Origin of the sequence: Aquiflexum lacus (genome assembly GCF_015476655.1) — a bacterium.
GTDB lineage: Bacteria > Bacteroidota > Bacteroidia > Cytophagales > Cyclobacteriaceae > Aquiflexum > Aquiflexum lacus.
Window position 1 is genome coordinate 1 of record NZ_JABFHF010000024.1, and the last position, 20697, is coordinate 20697.

Here is a 20697-nt window from a genome sequence, read left to right on the forward strand (position 1 = left end):
TATATAGGTTTACAATTTTAAATTAAATTGTGTCAACCTATTTCAGTACACGACCGCTGGCACGAATGTAGGATAATGCCCCGTAATAACGGGAGGCACATTTATCATGATTCCTTCGCTCCAAAAATCAGGACCATAATCGCATATGGGGGGCTGGAGGTTTGTGCCTGGATGCCGCATTCCAGGAATGACGGGCATTTGCTGCTTATGTTCAACAGCGGTGATTAATTCACCACGGTCTAATCTGGGATATCTACTGTCTGCCGGTTGTATGTCTTTTGATACCCATTCATCCAGCATAATTAGGATTGCTCTTCCGTCGGAATTGATGGTACTCACTGCATGCTCTGCTACGTCCACGTGCCTTCTCTGTGCTGGTCCGTGAGGAGCACCGTTGGTTAAAAAGATTCTCACATTTTCATGAATGCTGGCATCTTTGCTTCCATCTAAAGTGGTATGAATCAATGAAGCGGAACGGCCCCAATATTCGGTAGCGTTGTTGGTAATAATGATTTTAGGCATCTTGCCCAGTTTTTTGGCAACCGCCAATACGTCATTGTTCCCTCCTGATGCGGGGTCTTCCTCGGCCAGAAAGTTAAATGGCGGATAGTCAGCCGGCATGTAATTGCCTTCCAGATGAAGAGGGTGGTGCGATGTCTGAACAAAGCGGGAGTTGAAGCCACCTTTTCCACCACCAGCTACGTGAATCCGAGCACCATCGAGCACCATTCTTTCCTTTTCATCTACGTGGAAGCCCTGCATAAGCATATGTGCAATGAAACGAGCGGGCTGAGAGTATCCGAACACATAAGTGTATTTGATGGCAGGTTCTTTCCCGAGTTCGGTTTCAGCAATCAGTGGATTGTGAAAACCGAAAGCATCCTCATACTCATATTTAAAAAAGGATAAGATATCCCTTACTGCGGCAAAACCTAACCCCGCAACTTTTGGATTCTTAACCTCATAGATCAGCTCATAAATTTCCCCCGGTTGAAATCCATTTTTAAGATATAAACTTAGGGAGTCAGCAAAAATTTCATCGCCTTTTTGGGATGAGTAACTCCATTGATCATTTGGGATTATTGTTCTCTTCCCTTCAGGAGTATCTCTGACAGTCAGCACATCCATGTTATTATTCGGGTAATTTGCTGAGGGATAACCACGGCTTTGCTTTGCCAAAGGCATTGTTTGCAAAGCTTTCAAACTCATATTATTAACTATCTCTGCTGCTATTTTTTGCCTAATGCTTTGCTCTCCATCCTTAGCATAGGGCACCTCAAATTGAAACCTGTCATCTCCCTCAGTCACATCCCAATTCCAACCACTGAAAAGAAGGCTGTATCCTTGATGTAATAGGAACCCATCACCGGCTTGTTCTAATGTTTGAGGGTTATTGGTTAATTGACCTCCATTAAGACTGGTAAAAGTAAAGATGCGCCCCCGGTTATTGACCTCATAAACCAATCGTCCATTTGCCTTGCTCATATCAAGAGGTATTAGCAGCATAAAATCTCCGGAAAACTCCACCATTCCCCGAACATTTTTTGGCGCAAATTCCAAATCGACTATCGCTGCACTTGCAGGATTTTCCGGGTCAACCTCATAATGGATTGTACCCCTTATTTTTTCATATTGGCCAACATTGCCAAAGAAATGTCCATTTGCCAACAGTACACGCTCCTCAACCACCACCCGGACTACTTTAGCCTCAGCTGTTTTCATTGCTAAGGCAAACATCATCATTAAAATTAATCGGGAAAACGTAGTTGCATATTGTCCTACAGAAGGCCTATGATTAGATAGTATATTATCCAATTTAATGTGGGTTTTGACAGTGGTCGGGGAAAATGAAATTCTATTTGAGTGGGTTGTCATGGCTGTTTCTTTAAATTATCCGTTATTTTTCAGACCATCCAGGCGTCAAAACATCACGCACATCGATATGATTGATTTGGTCAATTATTTCACCTGCTTCATTCAAGGTAAATCGTTCGGCAACATAGACGATAGCAGGTGGTTCAGCATTGTAATCAGTCACGACACTTTCTACAACTATGCTTGTTAATGACTCATTAAAGTAATAATCCGTGACTTTAAAGACCACTTCTTTTGCATTCGGTGTTAATAGAAGTGGTTTCCACCATTCATTAAACAATGCTTCCTTTCCTTTTAATTGAATTTTAGTACCATTTTTGGTAAATGGAGTGCGCATTGTAACCTTTTCAGCATAAGGTATTATTGAAAAATCCCGTTCCTTAATTCCTTTTATGTAGGTTTCTACGGTGGAAATCAGTAGCTCCTTCTTGGCTATTTCTAACCCTTCATTTTTTTCCATTTTATTTTCGGCATCCTTACCTTGATTGCATGCAAATAGCATTAAAAGAGCTAAAGCAAGTGTTGGAAATGAAGTGATTCTCATATCGATTTCTTTTTAGTTATTTTATGTGTTGTTGGTGGTTCGTTTTCATTTTTTGCTTTGTTGCTGTTCTTTCTTTTGTTGTCAAAATATCAAATTGAAGGTAATTTGATGGATTATCCATAATGAGAGAATCAATAAATAAGGTTGGTAATCCTTTTCATTCTTTCTATCCAGCAATATCAATGAAATCAGTATCAGATATATCAGCACACAGAGCGCATTCTGATTTACGTTATCCGATAGCTTTAAAAGCAACACACCTATTCTACCCAGCGTAGGGTCAAGAAATACCAATGCGATGCCAATCATATATCTCATATGTTTTGCAACATTCTTTCTATGATATATTGCCAACGAATACAAAATAATCAACATGATGGCATCTGATAAAGGGAAAAATAAATTTGGGCTACCAGAACTTGCCATCCGCATGATTCCAGGAATAAATGAAAGAATGAGCAAGGGGAAAACAAAATATGAAATCCTTCCAACGATCCGGTGCTGCTTATATTTCCTGTTCCTTATCAAAAAGGGCTGAATGATCAGCATAAAAAGCCAAATTGAAGCAATTGCTGTATGTATATGAATGTAGGTTGTGGTCTCCTGAAATTCCGGAAATTGACTTAAATACCTTTTATAAAATCCCAAAAAGGCAAGTGGAACCAAAAGCAGGAAGAAGTACCCTAAATTTTTATATGCCTTTTCCATTTTTAGAAATTTTATGTAATCATTGCCGAATCAGGGTTTATCAATTTTCAATACATTTTTTCAATTCATGGCTTTTACTATTCCCTCCGCAAAGGATTGCCACCATGCTGTATAAGGAACATACATCAAAAGCAAGTTGGGAATGCCCAAAACAAGTAAGGCAACTACGAATGACTTGTTTTCAGTAGAATGGTTTACCTATCTTGCTTTCTGAATCTCGTCTAAGATTTCATTATTTAAGGTGAGTAATTCTTTTGCCCCATTTATTTTTCTCTGGGTAAACCAGATTTGATTGAAAATAAAATTTTCAAATTCTAAATCCTTTGCTACGCTGATCTTATCCATACTTCTATCCCTCCCTTCTAGCTTCAAAGCACTTAATCCTAATTTCTCACCTTTGGACATCATCGCCCAGGAAAGATTCTGATCAAAATACCGATGATTACCAATAGAATTTCTCCAATAGCATAAATCAGATACCTTTTGAGGTTTCCCTGTTCTAGTAATTTTTACCTTATTCTCCTGAAAAATTTAATCATTGGTGGTTTGCCATATTTTTTGCCAGTCTAATTACAAAACGCTGTAGGTTTAAAATCGAGCATCTTTCAATTTAGTCTTATTTTCCAGAATTTTCTTCCCTTTTATAAATTATTCATGAATTTAAATATCTCAATATATGCATATTTCAATTCTTCCTTCGTCGGGCTATGTCCTCAAAGGGGTATATAGATTAGAATGTCTTTGTTTTTCCGAAGCATGGGAACGAACTTTTCAAAAGTCCCCGGCGGAATCTGATCATCCAAGCCTCCATGCCAGAGAAAAGTGGGTAGGTCGTTTTGATCAAAATAGGTGATCGGTTCGTAGATGGCGATGTTCTCTTTTGATTCATAATCCTCAGCTGGGAATAGCGCTCGGCCCACGGCTCTAAACTGTTCATTTTCATGCTCAGTAAAAATCCTTTCCACCACATCCAATCCATCCACAGGACCGGAAAAGTTGACGATTCCTGTGATGGTAATGTCTTCATCAAGCTTATTTGGATACTCCGAATCGAATGAAACATCTTTAATGCAGATATTTGGGGTAAATTGTATCACTTTTCACCAAAATATCGCAATTATCATTTTTTGCTCATAATTCATTAAAAATTGCGATATTAAATTCGTTTTAGCTTTATATTTCTTTCATACTCAAATCTCGTCACTGTTTTCATAAATTTGCTTTATGTTGTCCGCCATCTACAACCAGGCATGCTCCAACAACCCAACTGGCACAAGGTGATACAATGAATGTCGCTACCTTGCCAATTTCGTCCGGAGTTCCCAGTTTTCCGGAAGGAATCGCATTGAGTGCCCATTCGTATAAAGGTGGATTTTGTGTTTTGGTTAATTCCCAAAGTCCATCGGGAAACTCTACTGAACCTGGAGCGAGCGTATTAACTCTGATATTTTTTGGTGCCAATTGAATAGCCATTGTTTTAGAATAGCTAATTAGTGCAGCTTTTGCCGCGGCATAGGCAGGAGGCGAACCCGCTTCAAGTCCTGAACCTGATGAAATGAACAAAATATTTCCACTGCCCGCCTCAAGCATCCAAGGGATCACTTTCCTTGTGCCTCGCACACTTCCTAATAAATCTACATTGATGGATGTTTCCCAGTCGCTGAAATCATCTCCCAAACTTAATGCTGAAACATTATTGACTAAAATATCTACAGTTCCAAATTGCTTTTTTACTTCGTCAAGAAATGTATCTAATTGTTGGGTATTTCCGACATCACAGGTGAGTGCAATCACCTTTACGCCTTTTTCAATTAGTTCTTTCTCTGTCTTTTTTAAGGCGTCTTCACCGCGAGCGCAAATGGCTACGTTGACGCCTTCTTCAGCAAGATTTAAAGCTATGCTTTTCCCTATGCCTTTGCTGCCACCCGTGACGATGGCGTTTTTTCCTTTGAGTTGTAAATCCATGGTTTTTGTTTTTTAGTTATTCAATTAGTTGAAATTTTGAAATTTTATATCATTTCTGGGGTTCTTATTTTGTCTGATATTTCATGATTTATCAAGGATATTTGTGCAATCCGGCAGGTATTGGATTTACTTTATAAGCCTTCCAAAAACTTAAATATTTCCACATAAGCAGTGGCTAGTTCTTCCTCTGTAGGACTATGCTTTCCGTTAGGAATAAACATCCTGGTATCTTTCACCTTCCTCATCAGGGAAACAAACTGCTCGAAAGTCGCAGGTGGGATTTGGTCATCCAGGCCACCATGCCAAAGGAAAATAGGAGGGTCATCGGCATCAAAGTAGCTAACTGGTGCATAAACAGATAATACCTCATTGCTGGTGTAGCCTTCTGAGGGGAAGAGCGCTTTACCGGCTTTACTAAATAGCTCGTATTCGTGATCTACGAATATTTTTTCTATAACATCTAAGCCATCTACAGGGCCAGAGAAGTTTATGATCCCCTTAATGCTTATTCCTGTATTCAATTTATCCGGAAAGGATGGGTTATCTTGTCTTAAACCTACATTCGTGGCAATTTGCGCCCCCGCAGAAAAGCCAGTCACAATCACATTGTCCAAATTCAATCCAAAGTCAGCATTGTTGGCTTTAAGAAAATTCAGGGCATTGGTAAGGTCGCTTGTGGCCAATGGAATCCCTCTTTTCAACCTGTAATTCAGATTGACTACATTCAGACCTTTCCTCAGGTAAGGTTCAATGTACCTTTCCTCCTGACTTTTGTCGCTCAGATAGTAAGCTCCTCCATGAAGGAAGACAATAGTGTAATTCAGTTTACCAAAGGATGTAGCATTTTGAGAAAGGTAAACGTCCATCACCTGTTCTGCATCTGAACCGTAGGAAACGTCTTTTAATACTTTGTAAACTTCTTCCTTTTCTGCGACGGACAGGTCTAGCGTGGATGTCAGTTTTTTGGAGCAGGAGGAGAGAATTATTGAAATTATAAGGATCAGGTATGATGTGGTTATTTTCATTGCTGTAATGGTTCTTTGCTCTAATTATATTTCGGGTTAAATATCCCTATTCCTTTTGTCTATTGATAAATTGCATAATTTCAGTATTGATCGTGTCACTGTACGAAGTAAAAAAAGCATAATGATCTTTTCCTTTCATTTCAAAAAAAGTTGAATTTGGTATTCTTTTAGCAGCATTCTGAGAATGTGAAAAGGGAACATTATTATCTTTATCTCCATGAAATAGGATTGTTGGCGATATTATTTTCTCTAACTCCAGATCTTTTAAATTTATAAATTCATTGTTGTCGTTATCCAACCCATCTTCAATAGAAGTGAATGGAAAAAAGCCTCGTTCGACAAACCAGTTTATCTTCGCTTTTCCATCCTCTGCCATTTGAGTTTTAGCAATTTGAATTCCTAACCATGTGCCAAATTCAGTTTGAAAAAATGAGCTTAAAAGACCCTCGTTATCTGTTGGTTCCGAAATTTTTTCAGAAACAGCTGCACGTAATATCAGTCCGGCGACTCTATCGGGATAGTCTATCGCAAATTGAATACTTACGGGGCCACCACCTGATATTCCATTGACATAGACAGCATTTATTTTCAGTTTATCCAATAAGCTTTTATAAAGTGCAGCTTCTTCTTTTGGGGTTCCTCCAGAAGATAATGGCGTTTGATAATAGCCAGGTCTAGAGACTCCCAATACACTAAGCCCTTCGTCAACAAATGATTCACCTTCAGAAACGTGAACACTGCCTGGAGACCCATGAATCATAAGCATATAACGGTCAGAATTGCCCAATAATCTATATTCTATATCTCCTTTGTCAGTACTTATAACTTGTGAATCCTGAGGCAAATTCTTAACGAGATCCTTTTTCCAAAAGAAAAAAGTAGTATAAAGTCCAATCATGATAACTACAATTAGACTTAAGATGGTGATGAAAATTCTTTTAACCCATTTGAGTATATTTTTCATTTTGGTTTAAATTAAGTACAACAATAGCTTCATTCATATCCAATTTGTACTGCTATTAAAATTGCAATAGCCGCAATTCCCAAGATCAATAGGGTGGGTTTTATGATACACTTGATCCAATGATTGTATTTAATTCCTGCAAGGGCTAATACAGCCATTAAAGATCCATTTGTGGGCATAATTACATCCATCATAATAGCACCATACTGATAGGCTAGAACACACACCTGCCTCGAAAGTCCTATCAAATCTGCTAGGGGTGTTAAAATAGGCATCGTCAGAATAGCCTGTCCGGAGTAGCTGGGTATTGGAAAATGAAGAATGGCTTGAGATATCATCATAAGGACCCCAGAAATGGAAGGAGGTACATTTTGTAAAGGAGAAAAAAGTCCAAATACAATAGTGTCAACAATGAATCCCTCACTCATTATAATAGAAATACCATTTGCAAGACCAATAACTATACAAGCAAAAATCATTTCTTTAAAACCGTCAATATAGATCTCAGTAGTCTTATTGAAACCAAAACCTGCAATAAATCCACATGATAAACCTAAACCAAAAAAGCATGCAGACATTTCAATAAAACCCCAGCTTAGCACTATCAATCCATAGGTAACGACACTAAAGGTGAGTGCAAGTAATGCCAAAATTATTTTGTTTTTGGCCGCTAATCCTTCAATATCCAATTCCAGTTTAGCTTTCTCCACACGATTTTTGCTCGCAATCCGAACGATGAATAACGTCCAAGCTATAACAGCAATAAGCAGAAATACTAACCTGTACTCTACGCCTGATAATAATTCGAGCTCTGCTTCTTTTTGTGCGATCAACACTCCAAAAGGATTAAATGGGCTGAAGGCAGCACCCACAACAGCTGACCCATAGCTGGCTATTACAATTGTTGATGCATTGTAGCCAAGGGTCCGTCCAAACAATAGTAAAATAGGGGTCAATGCTATGATTTCTTCTTGTAATCCAATGGTAAATCCGGCAGTCAAGAACAATAATATGATAATGGTTAGGGCGAATACCTCTTTTCCCTTCAGCAGTGTGATGAGTTGATTTAAACCCTGATTGAGCGCTCCTGTCTTTTCAATTAAATAGAAACATCCCCCGAGCAGTAGAATTAATACAATTAAATCCGCTCGACCGGCAATACCCTTGGGTATCGCAAGGAGCGCATTGAAAGCTGAGAGCTGTGGTGCTTCTATGGGTTCATATGAATTGGGTACCACAGTGGTTCGATTATTTAGCGTGTCAAGTTCTCGCTCATAGTTTCCTTTAGGAATGATAAAAGTGAGGACCCATGAAAATAGTATTACAGAAAGTATGATGACGAATGCGTTTGGGAATTTATTCATTCAGTTTAAATCCTTGAAAAACATATTCTAATCAACTGATCATTAAATTGAAATCAAACCGATCAAGGACGAAACACCTGATTTACTGTCCGAAGGAAATGGTTTTCTGTCCGAAGGAAAATTATAAATTATTGGGAGTAGGATAGAGGCTAGAAAATATCTGCCATGATCAATGTTTATTTAAGCTGATCATTTTCAATTTAGTGCTTCCCGACCCTTTACTTTTACTTGATTTTGGTGGTCGTTTTTATGGTGTGAGTATTTTTAAATTACGCTATTTTTGATCACTGTATTTCCAAAAGATTTTGTCTCTATATTGTTGCAGGATACTCAAATTAACTTACCGCATAGTACTAAAACTAATCAGCTTGTTCGGCCGGATAAAAATCTTTAAGGTACTCCCCAATAGTTGCAAGTCCTTCATTAATCCAGGTAACAATTTCTCCATTCACTTGCGGTAACAAGGATAATTCCACGACAAGCATGACAGCAATCCCTACCCAGTACACAGGATGCACAAACCTGTGTGTAATCCAGTCATAGATAATTCCAATGACAATAAATAAACTGCAACTTAGCACGCCTACAGGTAGTGACATAGGATGGAAGCCGCTCAGGAAATTTATTAAGCGAAAGACACCAGCCCCTAGTCCAATTGAGCTGGCAACAATGATCAACCGCTTGTGGGATTGAAGGCGGTTCTTAATAGCCATGTATATCCCTGCAGAATAGAAGATAACGAACAGTACCAGATTAGAAAGTACCAGAGGCCCGTAAAGCAACCAGATTTTTGGTGCCCCGTTGCGCATTGCATCTTCAACACGTACGCTAAGTACCAAAATGCCCGTCAAGGTCATCAATAAGACTAAAATAACACTAAGGCGGCCCAATAATATATGTATGGCATTTTTTCTCCCCGCAATCAATATTGCCTGAAATGGGAGCAATAGGTACCAAAGGAAAAAGGACCAACCATGCAGATGCAAGACCATTCCGGACGGTGGAAACGAACTTCTAATAATAGGACCGAAATAAGTAAAAGAGAATCCAGCAAATCCAATTGCACTAATCAAAATGGTGAGTGCCGAAAAAAAGAGATGATCTCGTTTACTATGTTTCCTTGCAATTTTCATATTAAATGATCAAAAACGAAACCCTTTTTATTTTTTTCCTGAGAGTTGATTTTTCAAACTTAATGCATCGGGAAAACCCCATTGCTCTGCTATTTTACCATCAACTATTCTGTATATAGAAGTTTCATAGATTGTTATATTAATACCGGTAGAATCAAGTCCTTCGAATGCTCCCTGATGGGTACCTGTCGATTTATATCTTGTTACCACTTTGTCGCCTTCACTTACCATATCGACTATTTCTTCTTTCCAGTCCGGAAATATTTTTCTATGACTTGAAATGGAATATTTTGCTCCTGCAATTCCTTTCCACTCAATCCCGTTTATAAAGTGGCAGACAAAATCGGGTGCCAATATTTTATCCAATTCCGATACCTGTCCGTCACTCCAAACACTATGATAATTTTTCACAACATCCCGGTTAGCGTCCAGGTCAATTTCTTGTTTATTTGAATTGCAGCTGTTTATAAACATACAGGCGGTAAGAACCAATACTGAGCAGAGTGATTTTTTCATTTTAAAATCTTTCAATCCCATGCCCATAAAATATTGATGATCTTCCATTCCCCGTTGATTTTTCCTAAGTGTATGTAATCAAAAAAAGCAAATTTGTTCTGTATGCCTTTGACAGTGGCGATATCGTTGGATATGTCATAAAAAATCACTTCAACCCGGTAAGGCTCTTCAGGATTTACACCTGCTTTATACATCGTTTTAAAGTCAACGGTTTTGATATTGAATAATAGGTGCGACCATCCCATGATATCCAACTTGTAATTTCCTTTATTGTCCTTGGTTATAAGTCTTTTTGCCAATTCAGGATGCATGGCTTTTTCTACTCTTGGAGCATCGTTGTCATGCAGTCCTTCAAGATAATTGAATACTGCTTCCTTGATTAGCAAAGTATCGCTTTTGGTTTGGCCGAAGAGGCTTATATTGAAGGATATGACTGTGATAAAAACCAATATAAACTGGAATAAATGATTGAATTGGGTTGACTTTCTCATAAGTTGAAGGTTAGGGATAAAACATAGGTATACCTGTCTATGGTAATATAGGAAAATCAATGTTGCCAGAACGTCAACTTAGGACGAAATGCATCTTTTTCTTCCCCAATGAACAGGATTACTTTCCCGAAAGAGTTTTTCTGAAAAAGGGATTGAAAAATATCATTAAACCGACAAGTTCAATTTGCATTAAATTCCAATTACAAAATCCCTCGTAATTTTTTCAATTGAGGCCGCGCCGGCAAGTTGCATGTCACGGACCAACTCCCCCTTGAGAATGTCCAGGGCTATTTCAACTCCCTCTTGACCCAAGGCCCCGAGCCCCCAGCAAAATGGCCTTCCTATACAAACCGCTGTTGCTCCAAGAGCCAAAGCTTTAAAAATGTCTGTTCCTCTTCTTATGCCCCCGTCTATCAAAACCGGTATCTTGCCATCAATCTCTTCCACTATTTCAGGAAGACATTCAATTGTGGATCGAAGGCTTTCCAATTGCCTACCCCCATGATTGGAGACAATAATTCCGTCTGCACCATACTCAAGGGCGAGCGCAGCGTCCTCCCGGGTAACAATTCCTTTCAGCACAATTTTCATGTCACAGTTTACCCTAAGCCAAGCTATGATTTCCCAAGTCAATCCCGGGTCATCAATCTCGGTTCCTTCAGGTAATATCCCTTCATAATTCCCCATTTTGAGTTCTTTCGAATTTGTAAGTTTGGTAAGTGTTGTGCCACCTCTTTCCCTGTTTCCAATCACAGGAGTATCCACAGTCAATACACAGACCTTACACCCTGCCTCTTCTGCCCGTTCAAGGAGTTTTTTGGTGACCTTTCTATCTGTTGTTGGATAAAGTTGGAACCAAAGATCGGCTTGGGATTGCGCTGCGATTTCATTCACAGAAAAATTGGAAACTGAAGAAACAATCATCTGATGTTTTTTCTTAACCGATGCTTTCGCTGAAGCAATTTCACCCTCAGGATGGAAAAATTTCTGAAATCCAACAGGGCTTAAAATGATCGGAGTATCCAAGACTTTTCCAAACAGTTCAACCTTTGTGGAGATCGTACTGACATCAATTAATCTGCGCGCTCTGATCTGAATTTTCTGATAGGCCTCAACGTTTGCTTTTACGGTTTTTGAGTCGTCAGCTCCTCCGTTCAGGTAATCTATGGCATCTTTTCCCATGACTTTTCCGGACATCTCCTCCAAGTCAAAGACATTTTTAAAGTCCGGAATTTCCTCGGATTTGTCCGGACTTGATGTGCATCCCGAAAGCGATATCGCCGGTAAAGCCAAAGCCAAACTGGATAATCCGATCCACTCAAGAAACTTGCGTCTTTGTATTTCGGCCTTTAGATAAGGGTCTACATTTTTCATTTTCTGGTCCTCCCGGCAATGGTAAACATAAGGTTAAGGTTTAGTTTTTTCATTTTAAAAGAATTTTGTCGTTGTGAATATTTGAACTGGCATGAGTATTACCGCTAACAGTCCTATCAATACCATATTCATTATGGCATAGGTAATTGGCTTGCCGGTTAAGTCGTTTTTATAAATATTAAATTTCAATCTCCACCTACCCTTTACTGAATTTCCCTCCTGGTAGCCTGGTTTTGATGTACTTGAATTGCCCGTTGTGGTTGGACTCATGTTCGCAGACATGGAACCATTTGCAGTAGTTATTGGTAGGACCCCAAGGCCATTCCTCATCGACCGCCATAAGCCAACTATCATCCCTTTTCTCAAATTCCTTGATGGTATTTTCCCGCACTTCCGTCATGATATTCAGGTAGTACTCCAGATTATTGCCTTTGATGGTTTTTCGGGCTTCGTCACCAAGGTTCATCGCCACATCAAAGCGATCTAAATCTTCCTTACTAAAATCTCCCCATGCCTTTCCCTCGAAAGTATGGATCTGATAAAACCGCTCCGTGGCGGCCAAATGGAGCAGCATCGCTCCTATGGAGTTAGAGTTTTCGTCCAATAAAAAATCCAACTCTTTAACGCTCATCCCCTCCACAGGCATCAATATTACCATCCGCATCCAATCCATCATGGAAACCAAGGTCCCAATTTGAGGTGAAAATCCTTCTCTGGGTCCCATTACATTGATCCGATTTTCGGATGGTAGAGGAGGTGTAGCCGTGCTAAATTGCGGCAACATGGTTAAACCAAGTGAACCAGAGGTTATAACCGCAGCAGATTTCATGAAATCTCTGCGGGTGTTGAGGTTTCTTTGTTTCATTGTTCTTAAGAAGAATAGTTATTCAAAGGAATGCTGACAGGTTTAAATGCTATTCCCAAGTCCTTTGTTGCCAAAGCAGAACTGTAAACAATTTCAGGCTTGCCTATTGGAGCTTGATTGTTGAGCATTAATGTCACATCCGAGACCCTGTAACTTTCCCCTGATAAGAGATAATTTTTTCCATGGATGTTTTTGATTGTGGCCGCTTTGAAAATAGCATCGGCAACATCTTCTACATCTACCAATGCCCATAATACATCCATATCATAGATCATTTGTATGAATGGGTTGGGGGCAATTTTATTTTTAAACAGAAATTGTATACCCGTTGAAGTGGAATCCTGTCTGTTTGATAAAGATTTCCCCATTACACCCGTCGGTGAAACAGAAGTAATTTCAAAACTTAGATCAGGGTGGTCTGCGATGAATTTATTGACCGCCTGATTGGCGATAAACTTTGCCTGGGCATAAGGAATGCCCTCTTCGCTCATAAATGGCGCATCTTCTTCAGTAATTTGCTCACCTTCAGTTTTTCCTGCAGGTAAAAATGGAAAGTTGGTGTTGTATGCTGCCACAGATGCAATGAACACGACTTTTTCAATCCCAGGAGTTTTGAGAACTGCTTCAAGGAAGTTTTCGGTACCCTTGATGGTCGGGTCAAACAGTTCTTTCTGAAGGTCTTTCACATCCAATTGAAAGGGAGTTCCTCCGTGAATCACAATGTCACAGTCTTTCAAAAAATCCATAAGCTCCTGTTTGTTTTCCACATCCAATTGAGCGATTTCCAGATTCTCAGCATTCTTGAGGCTGAGCAAATGTTCATACTTTTCTTTTTTGGAAAGGTCTGTGGTAGATACTTTTACCTTGTATCCTTCATTTAGAAATTTTTGAGTGTTAAAGCTTCCAATAAAGCCTGAACCTCCGATAATGCCTACTGTTTTCATGATTGCTATTAATTTAGAATTGATTAAAAGATTGAAATTATTATAAAGTGAGCGTCAGTCCACCATCCGCGAGAAGGGTTGATCCTGTGAAAAGCAAGTGCAGTTGCTCTACCTATGCCACTGCTGGCACCTGTTATCAATGCGACTTTATCTTTCATGATTTTCTGTTTTGGTTTCATCAAATAGTCAAACCACGACCATTATCCCATAAATTAATGAATCCAAAGTTTCCACCGTCCCGGCTTAGGACGAAAAGGGTAAAATACTTCCCCAATGAACGGAATTACTTTCCGAGTGAGGATTTTTAATTTTTCACGACCAAAAGGTCATTTTTACCTGAAATTTCAAAAATTAAATTTATGTTTGGTGTATGCTGAATTGTCCCCAAATTCATTTTAAAAGCCCGATATCAAAATATCTATACTTTATTGGCACTGCCTTTATTTTATTCTATTTCAGCTCTTTAGATTCCTATGCCCAAAAAGCCCACGTAGATGCGAGCCTATTTAGGGAAGGTTTGCTGGAGTTAAAATTTAAAGACAATTGGAGGTATCAGCCTGGCGACAATCCGGAATGGGCGAATCCTGATTTTGATGACACGAGTTGGTATAGGATAGACCCCATTGGCTTAAAAGCCTATCAGATGCCGGATAGTCTGTGGTCGGGATTTGGCTGGTGGCGGATTACCTTTACGGCCGATCCAAAAACCATGGAAGCCATTGAAAGGCTGTATTTTTCCTCTTGGGGGGCAGCAGAAATTTATCTGGATGGGGAGCTTGTGGAAACTTATGGGAATTTTTCAACCGATAGCCAACTGGAAAAAACCCATACACCCAACTATGAACCGGACAGACCCTTAAAAATTAAACCTCAGGATGTCCATACCTTAGCAGTCAGGTTTTCACACCATCAGGCAAAAAACAACTTTAAAATATTCAGGTACTTTGCTGAAAACCTGGGTTTTGATATAGGCTTTTCCACAGCAGTCCGCGCAAAATTTTCAGATTTTCGATATCCCAACAGCTTTGCCACCTTGTCGGTAATAGTCGCAGTACTATTTATCCTCTTGGTACTGCACGTGCTCTTATATTTCAAATTCCGAAAGGAAGAGCCTTATTTGGTGATTACGCTTATCACCTTTTTCTTTCTATGTGCAGCCATTTGTGCCCATATACTTCTCTTTTTTGAACTTGACGGTTTTACCAATCCCATTTTCAGTAGTATATTAAATTCCACTGCTTTTGCTTTGGGTTATGGGCTTTTACCCTATTCTCTAAGTTCACTTTTTAGAATACAGAAATTTTATTGGACCAGGCACCTGGTTTGGTTGGCACTCTTGAGGACCGCCAATTATTTTATTCCTGTTTTCAATTTCATTCTTTTTGATGGGACGATCATCCTTGCCGTCATTATTTTGATGGTCATCATCATGCGGATCGCCATCAAGGAAAATAACAAAGGGGCGCTTTATGTGACATTTGGAGCCATAGGTACCTCAGTTTTCTTATTGGTCAATCGGATGGTCAATGCTGACCTCATCACACTGAGCACGTTCCTATATTATGTTGACCTGATTTTGTTGTATGTCAGTTATCCTTTGGGCATTTATATTTATATCACCAATCAATACGGAAGACTTTTCCTTGCGATGGAGCAGGAAGTGGAAGAACGGACTCAGCAATTAAATGCGACAATCAGAGACCTGACCAAAACCCAAAATGAGCTTTCATTAAAAAACAATCAAAATGTCCTATTGCTGAAGGAAATTCATCATCGGGTAAAAAATAACCTGGAAGTGGTGTCGGGTTTACTTGCCCTGCAGTCTGCAAAAATGGATGACCCTACCATGCAGGAGGTTATGTTGGCAAGCCAAAACAGGGTCCACTCTATGGGAATCTTGCACCAAAAGCTTTACCAAAGCGAGCATTTGGCATTTATTGAAATGAAAAATTATTTCGAAAATCTCTGCATCAATATTTTGGATTCCTACAACGAAACCGACAGGATTAAGGTCAATATTGAAATGAAGGAACTTGAAATGGATGTGGATACGGCTGTGCCATTAGGATTGATTGTCAATGAGCTGCTTACCAATGCACTGAAATATGCTTTTCCCAAAGGTGCAAAAGGGAATATTGAATTGAGTTTGAAAAGTGTGAATGAAGACAATTTACAACTTAAAATCAGTGATAATGGAGTGGGTAAATCTTCGGATGAAAAAGCTAAAGGCACGGGCTTTGGCACCCAGTTGGTGGATCTGCTAACCCGTCAGATTGATGGAATATTGATGCAGGATGTCAGTAAGGGGACTATGATTTTAATAAATTTCAAAAAGCAGATAGCGGGTAGCGGTCAGGTTTAAGCATGTAGCGGCTAGGATTTTTTGTTTTTTCCAAAATTCAATCAGGGAACTATGTAATTTATAATGGAAAATATTTTCCATTATTATGTGCTTACTGGAAAATAATTTCCTTTTTCGTAATAATTTCCGTTTTAATGGAAAATATTTGCTAAACCCAAATTTGATTATGTTGGAAAATATTATAAAAAAATAAACCTTTAATGGAAAATATTTTCCAAATTTATATCAAGCAACTGATTTAATGGAAAATATTTTACCAATACATCTTCAGGAAGTGGTTTTTTCTTCCAGCGAACCACAGGTAAGCAAACAAATTTCCAAGCTGGAAAAAGCAGGTAAATTGAGGAAAATAGCTCCGCGAATTTACACTCCTAATTTTACAGAAAGCCCGGAAACAATTATTAGAAGAAACCTATTTGCCATACTTGGTAAATTATATCCCGGAGCTTTACTCAGTCACAGGTCGGCATTGGAATTTAAGCCCACATCAGAAGGGCACATTTTTCTTACTTACACTTACACAAAAAAAATTAACCTGCCGGGAATAATCCTTCGGTTTATGGAAGGTCATGCAGCTATTGAAGGGGATAATCGGTTTTCCGGTGAATTGTTTGCTTCTCAAACGGAAAGAGCATTATTGGAAAACTTACAAGTAAGCCGCCAAATAGGTCCACAATCAAAAACACTTACTCTGCCTGAAATAGAAGAAAGATTGGAAGGCATTATCAGGGTAAATGGCGAGGAAGGATTAAATGATCTGAGAGATAAGGCAAAGGAGGTAGCTGACAAATTGGATATGAAAAGTGAGTTTGAAAAATTAAACAAACTCATCAGCGCTTTACTTGCTACACATCCATCAAAAATATTGTCATCTCCAATGGCAGTTGCGAGGGCATTTGGCAATCCTTACGATCCTGCAAGATTGCCCATATTTGAGAAATTGTTTGTTGCATTAAAGCAACAGGAATTCACTAATCAGCCGGAAAAAAATACAAGTAACCGATCATTCCGAAACTTTGCTTTTTTTGAAGCCTATTTTTCCAATTACATAGAAGGGACAGAGTTTGAAGTGGAGGAAGCAAGGCATATTATAGAAACAGGAACACCAATGCCCACCCGTGATGAAGATTCGCATGATGTGTTGGGAACGTATAAATTGGTGAGCAATAAAACTGAAATGAGTATCACCCCGTCAGACCCAGAACAAATGCTGGAAATACTTTTATACCGACATCAAGTTTTATTAAGTGCAAGGACATCCAAGAAACCGGGGCAGTTCAAAGATAAAAACAACAGGGCAGGTGAAACCCATTTTGTCGACCACACCTTGGTAAAAGGCACACTCACAAAGGGGTTTGACTATTATCAGGCATTGACTCATCCCTTTGCCAAAGCCATTTACATCATGTTTTTAGTGAGTGAGGTGCATCCTTTTTTGGATGGAAATGGGCGGATAGCAAGAGTGATGATGAATTCAGAATTATCAAAAGTCGGGCAAACAAAAATTATAATTCCCACAGTTTACCGTGATGATTATGTTGGAGCATTGAGACGGCTTACCCGTCAAAATGACCCTTCTGCATTTATCCGAATGATGGAAAGGGCATGGGAATTTAGTGCAACGTTATATGGCGAAGATATGGATGCCATGGAAAAACATTTGGAAGCAAGTAATGCATTTAAAGAACATGATAAAGCTATTTTGAAAATCATATCATCATAAAATAATTCAACCACCTCCTATTTACAAAAATTTAAAATAACCCTCCATTATGAATTACTCAAATGTTTTTAACATCAACTTCTTCAAGATAATTATATCTATAGCCCTTTTTTCTTCATGCAATTCAAGGATAAATAAGGCAGAAGAAATACAGGAATTGAATTTAGAAAATGAATTGGCGGCAATGATTAAAGACTTCAAGGGAGAGGCACATCTTTATGCCAAAAATCTAAGCACAGGAGAAATTATCAATATAGAATTGTATGGCAAAGCGGGTTTCACCCCGGGATACCGTGGAGACGTGGCCTATTTCATTACCCCGGATAGCGAGTATGTGATTGGCCTGAAATGTACCAACGTCGATGATTCCAAACCCCTTAATGCGACTAATGAAGGATTTGAGTTTTCTGCCAAACTGGGAAAACTATTTTATGATCATTGGGGAATACCCGCAGCCCTTTAGCTGCCGACCATCAATCAAAAATATTATTTATCATTTAAAAAATCTTGTACCAATGAATTATTGATAGTTTCCATCTGAAGGGTCCAACTATCGATAAACCACCTCCCATTTTCATAATGAAGCTGGATACTATTTAAACCCCGTATATTGGTTGGAACTTCCCGATCTGTTCTAATCTCAAAAGCGCTCCATACTTGGGCGATATTTCCAATTTACACTTTCTCAACTTCTACCCTTGCTTCTTGAATAGCACCACCCCTGCCCATATCCGTCAGCAAGTGGTTTGTCAAAGCATTGGCGGAGGACCCTCCTTTTAACAGTGAAGGCCAGAATCCTTGTGGCATGCAGACTACTCCTTGCTGTACTTTATTGCTAATGCGTGCTGTTATGTACACCCGACCTCTTTGGTTAAATACCTTGAGCTCATCACCATCGGCAATTTGCCGCATGGCAGCATCCTTCGGATTGACTTCCAAATAAAATTTACCCTCTTTTTCAAGGATATGATCTATGTTAGCATGGCTACTGTTCAAGAAATTTTCAGGGGTCTTGATGGTCAATAAATGCAAAGGGTATTGCTTCATTTCTTCATCACTGTATTTGAATGGAATATACTCTGGAAGCGCTTGTTCCAGGTTAGGATCATAAAAATGGCACTTTCCAGAGCTGGTTTTGAAATTCCCTTCTGCATGGGGCATCCACTTCGCAGGAAGGTTTAGCTTTTGCCCGCCTCTTTTTCTTAGCGACGTAAAGGAAATGCCTTTCATATATTCATGATTGCTATCAAGGGTCTTTTTTACAATATCGATATCGGATTCGTAGAAGTAGGCTTCTTTGAATCCCATTTCCCGGGCCAGTAATCTGAACAGTTCCGAATTGGGCTTTGATTCCCCTATCGGTTCAATCGCAGGTTCATTGATATTCAGATAGGGGGTTCCCCAAGAATCGAGGATATCCCAATTTTCAAGAACACTCGTGGCCGGAAATATATAATCAGCATAACGGGCCGTATCTGTAAGAAAATGTTCAGAAACTACAGTGAGCAGGTCATTTCTTTCCAGACCTTTACGGACTAAATTTTGATTGGGTGTAGTGACTGCGGGATTCGAATTATAAACAAACAGGGCATCGATACTTGGATTTAATTCCATGTCATTCAAGGCCTTTCCCAATTCCACCATATTGACTGACCGGGTTTTTAGATCGGCAAGTGCCCCAGGGAGGTTGATACTTTCCCAGTTTAGTGCCTCACCAAATAGTTCATAGGTCATATGCATCAACCCGCCTCCGAAATGTCTCCATGCACCGGTCAATGCCGGTAACATCGCCACTGCTCTAAAGGCACTTGCCCCATTAACCTGATGCTCCATCCCAATCAGCACACGAATCAGTGAAGGCGAAGCTGTGGCATATGCTTTGGCTAGCGCAATGATGGTTTCCTTTTCCAGACCGGTGATTTGGGCAACTGTTTCCGGATCATATTTTTGCACATGTTCTTTCAACTGCACTATGCCCAAAGTGTAATTATTGATGTATTCCTGATCCTGAAGATTCTCGGCTAAAATGACATGCATCAAACCTAATGCAAGGGCCGTATCTGTTCCCGGGCGCGGCTGAATATGCCAATCAGATTCCTCCGAAGTTTTCGACTGAAATGGATCTACCGTGACGATTGTTGCGCCATTGTTTTTTGCCTCTTGGATAAAAGGCCATAAATGTTGATTGGAAAGCACAGGATTGGTGCCCCACAATATGATGTATCTGCTGTGAATAATATCTTCTGGCAGGACGCCGGTTGTCTGACCGTTTGTGGCCAAAACACCTTCCACGGCAGCATCTCCACATATTGTTCTCTCTAATTGACTGGCGCCTATATGAGCGAAAAATCTACTGGAAATGGCTCCTCCCTGAACCATTCCCTGATTTCCGCCAAAACTATAGGGAAGGATTGCTTCTCCCCCCTTTTGCTCAATAATAACTTTAAGTTTAGCGGCAACTTCACGGATGGCCTGTTCCCAACTGATTTTCACAAATTCACCGCTTTCTTTTGGCCCACTTCTTTTTAAGGGTGATAAAATCCGGTCAGGGTGGAAAGTGACATCATTGGGAAAGCTGACCATCTTGTTGCAAAGCTTACCCGCCGTATAAGGATCGTTTTTGCTTGCCTGAAAATCCGTTACTTGATTATTAACTGTAGTTACTGTCCAACTGCAACGATCCGGACAATCATGATAACAGGCGCCAAAAACTGTTTTAGCTGTCTCGCTATCCGAACAACCGGATAGAACCGAGAGAGATGCCAGGCTAATTCCTGCAGCACCTTTTGCACTTATCCCAATAAATTCGCGGCGATCAATACCTTTGTTTTTTTTCGATTCCAT

The 20697-nt window shown here is 39.6% G+C and carries 18 protein-coding genes; 3 read left to right on the forward strand and 15 right to left on the reverse strand.

Annotation, left to right across the window (positions count from 1 at the left end; translation table 11 throughout):
• Positions 1-42: 42 nt before the first annotated feature.
• The 14 genes from HMJ38_RS18520 to HMJ38_RS18585 all read right to left on the reverse strand — a co-directional run bounded on the left by HMJ38_RS18520 (position 43) and on the right by HMJ38_RS18585 (position 13768).
• A complete protein-coding gene (locus tag HMJ38_RS18520; protein WP_194975925.1) occupies positions 43-1875 on the reverse strand; it encodes an alpha/beta hydrolase domain-containing protein in 1833 nt (610 codons plus the stop codon).
• A gap of 22 nt (positions 1876-1897) precedes the next feature.
• Positions 1898-2419: a hypothetical protein gene (locus HMJ38_RS18525; RefSeq protein ID WP_157370083.1), complete on the reverse strand. Its 522-nt coding sequence runs from the start codon at positions 2417-2419 to the stop codon at positions 1898-1900.
• 81 nt (positions 2420-2500) lie between these two features.
• Complete coding sequence (locus tag HMJ38_RS18530) at positions 2501-3127, reverse strand: hypothetical protein (RefSeq protein ID WP_194975926.1); 627 nt, start codon at positions 3125-3127, stop codon at positions 2501-2503.
• A gap of 713 nt (positions 3128-3840) precedes the next feature.
• A complete protein-coding gene (locus HMJ38_RS18535; RefSeq protein WP_194975927.1) occupies positions 3841-4224 on the reverse strand; it encodes a hypothetical protein in 384 nt (127 codons plus the stop codon).
• Positions 4225-4336: 112 nt separating this feature from the next.
• Positions 4337-5092: an SDR family NAD(P)-dependent oxidoreductase gene (locus HMJ38_RS18540; RefSeq protein WP_194975928.1), complete on the reverse strand. Its 756-nt coding sequence runs from the start codon at positions 5090-5092 to the stop codon at positions 4337-4339.
• 131 nt (positions 5093-5223) lie between these two features.
• Positions 5224-6117, reverse strand: a complete 894-nt coding sequence (locus tag HMJ38_RS18545; protein WP_194975929.1) for an alpha/beta hydrolase — start codon at positions 6115-6117, stop codon at positions 5224-5226.
• 46 nt (positions 6118-6163) lie between these two features.
• A complete protein-coding gene (locus HMJ38_RS18550; RefSeq protein ID WP_194975930.1) occupies positions 6164-7081 on the reverse strand; it encodes an alpha/beta fold hydrolase in 918 nt (305 codons plus the stop codon).
• Between the two features lie 29 nt (positions 7082-7110).
• Positions 7111-8445, reverse strand: a complete 1335-nt coding sequence (locus HMJ38_RS18555; RefSeq protein ID WP_194975931.1) for a YfcC family protein — start codon at positions 8443-8445, stop codon at positions 7111-7113.
• Between the two features lie 359 nt (positions 8446-8804).
• On the reverse strand, positions 8805-9578 hold the full coding sequence (locus HMJ38_RS18560) for a hypothetical protein (protein ID WP_194975932.1): 774 nt from the start codon (positions 9576-9578) through the stop codon (positions 8805-8807).
• Between the two features lie 27 nt (positions 9579-9605).
• Entirely contained in the window at positions 9606-10094 is a 489-nt protein-coding gene (locus tag HMJ38_RS18565) for an ester cyclase (protein ID WP_228780141.1), read from the reverse strand.
• An 11-nt stretch (positions 10095-10105) separates the two neighbouring features.
• On the reverse strand, positions 10106-10585 hold the full coding sequence (locus HMJ38_RS18570) for a nuclear transport factor 2 family protein (protein ID WP_194975934.1): 480 nt from the start codon (positions 10583-10585) through the stop codon (positions 10106-10108).
• Positions 10586-10774: 189 nt separating this feature from the next.
• On the reverse strand, positions 10775-11959 hold the full coding sequence (locus tag HMJ38_RS18575; RefSeq protein WP_194975935.1) for an alpha-hydroxy acid oxidase: 1185 nt from the start codon (positions 11957-11959) through the stop codon (positions 10775-10777).
• Between the two features lie 196 nt (positions 11960-12155).
• Complete coding sequence (locus HMJ38_RS18580) at positions 12156-12824, reverse strand: DinB family protein (RefSeq protein ID WP_194975936.1); 669 nt, start codon at positions 12822-12824, stop codon at positions 12156-12158.
• A gap of 5 nt (positions 12825-12829) precedes the next feature.
• A complete protein-coding gene (locus HMJ38_RS18585; protein WP_194975937.1) occupies positions 12830-13768 on the reverse strand; it encodes an NAD-dependent epimerase/dehydratase family protein in 939 nt (312 codons plus the stop codon).
• A gap of 370 nt (positions 13769-14138) precedes the next feature.
• On the opposite strand from HMJ38_RS18585, the gene HMJ38_RS18590 reads away from it, so the two are divergent.
• From HMJ38_RS18590 to HMJ38_RS18600, 3 genes are all read left to right on the forward strand, one after another.
• Positions 14139-16130, forward strand: a complete 1992-nt coding sequence (locus HMJ38_RS18590) for a sensor histidine kinase (RefSeq protein WP_228780142.1) — start codon at positions 14139-14141, stop codon at positions 16128-16130.
• Between the two features lie 241 nt (positions 16131-16371).
• Positions 16372-17853: a Fic family protein gene (locus tag HMJ38_RS18595; protein ID WP_194975938.1), complete on the forward strand. Its 1482-nt coding sequence runs from the start codon at positions 16372-16374 to the stop codon at positions 17851-17853.
• Positions 17854-17902: 49 nt separating this feature from the next.
• A complete protein-coding gene (locus HMJ38_RS18600) occupies positions 17903-18316 on the forward strand; it encodes a hypothetical protein (protein WP_194975939.1) in 414 nt (137 codons plus the stop codon).
• Positions 18317-18528: 212 nt separating this feature from the next.
• Here HMJ38_RS18600 and HMJ38_RS18605 read toward each other — a convergent pair whose 3' ends face one another.
• The gene (locus HMJ38_RS18605) at positions 18529-20697 is read right to left on the reverse strand and encodes a molybdopterin-dependent oxidoreductase (protein ID WP_194975940.1); all 2169 of its coding nucleotides are present in this window, start codon (positions 20695-20697) and stop codon (positions 18529-18531) included.

Bases quoted from the DNA above. Each gene is read 5' to 3' on its own strand.
- HMJ38_RS18540 (WP_194975928.1), bottom strand. From the start codon at position 5,092: ATGGATTTACAACTCAAAGGAAAAAACGCCATCGTCACGGGTGGCAGC.
- HMJ38_RS18595 (WP_194975938.1), top strand. From the start codon at position 16,372: ATGGAAAATATTTTACCAATACATCTTCAGGAAGTGGTTTTTTCTTCC.
- HMJ38_RS18565 (WP_228780141.1), bottom strand. From the start codon at position 10,094: ATGAAAAAATCACTCTGCTCAGTATTGGTTCTTACCGCCTGTATGTTT.
- HMJ38_RS18585 (WP_194975937.1), bottom strand. From the start codon at position 13,768: ATGAAAACAGTAGGCATTATCGGAGGTTCAGGCTTTATTGGAAGCTTT.
- HMJ38_RS18580 (WP_194975936.1), bottom strand. From the start codon at position 12,824: ATGAAACAAAGAAACCTCAACACCCGCAGAGATTTCATGAAATCTGCT.
- HMJ38_RS18560 (WP_194975932.1), bottom strand. From the start codon at position 9,578: ATGAAAATTGCAAGGAAACATAGTAAACGAGATCATCTCTTTTTTTCG.
- HMJ38_RS18525 (WP_157370083.1), bottom strand. From the start codon at position 2,419: ATGAGAATCACTTCATTTCCAACACTTGCTTTAGCTCTTTTAATGCTA.
- HMJ38_RS18570 (WP_194975934.1), bottom strand. From the start codon at position 10,585: ATGAGAAAGTCAACCCAATTCAATCATTTATTCCAGTTTATATTGGTT.
- HMJ38_RS18575 (WP_194975935.1), bottom strand. From the start codon at position 11,959: ATGAAAAATGTAGACCCTTATCTAAAGGCCGAAATACAAAGACGCAAG.
- HMJ38_RS18520 (WP_194975925.1), bottom strand. From the start codon at position 1,875: ATGACAACCCACTCAAATAGAATTTCATTTTCCCCGACCACTGTCAAA.
- HMJ38_RS18590 (WP_228780142.1), top strand. From the start codon at position 14,139: ATGCTGAATTGTCCCCAAATTCATTTTAAAAGCCCGATATCAAAATAT.
- HMJ38_RS18550 (WP_194975930.1), bottom strand. From the start codon at position 7,081: ATGAAAAATATACTCAAATGGGTTAAAAGAATTTTCATCACCATCTTA.
- HMJ38_RS18600 (WP_194975939.1), top strand. From the start codon at position 17,903: ATGAATTACTCAAATGTTTTTAACATCAACTTCTTCAAGATAATTATA.
- HMJ38_RS18605 (WP_194975940.1), bottom strand. From the start codon at position 20,697: ATGGAATCGAAAAAAAACAAAGGTATTGATCGCCGCGAATTTATTGGG.
- HMJ38_RS18530 (WP_194975926.1), bottom strand. From the start codon at position 3,127: ATGGAAAAGGCATATAAAAATTTAGGGTACTTCTTCCTGCTTTTGGTT.
- HMJ38_RS18545 (WP_194975929.1), bottom strand. From the start codon at position 6,117: ATGAAAATAACCACATCATACCTGATCCTTATAATTTCAATAATTCTC.
- HMJ38_RS18555 (WP_194975931.1), bottom strand. From the start codon at position 8,445: ATGAATAAATTCCCAAACGCATTCGTCATCATACTTTCTGTAATACTA.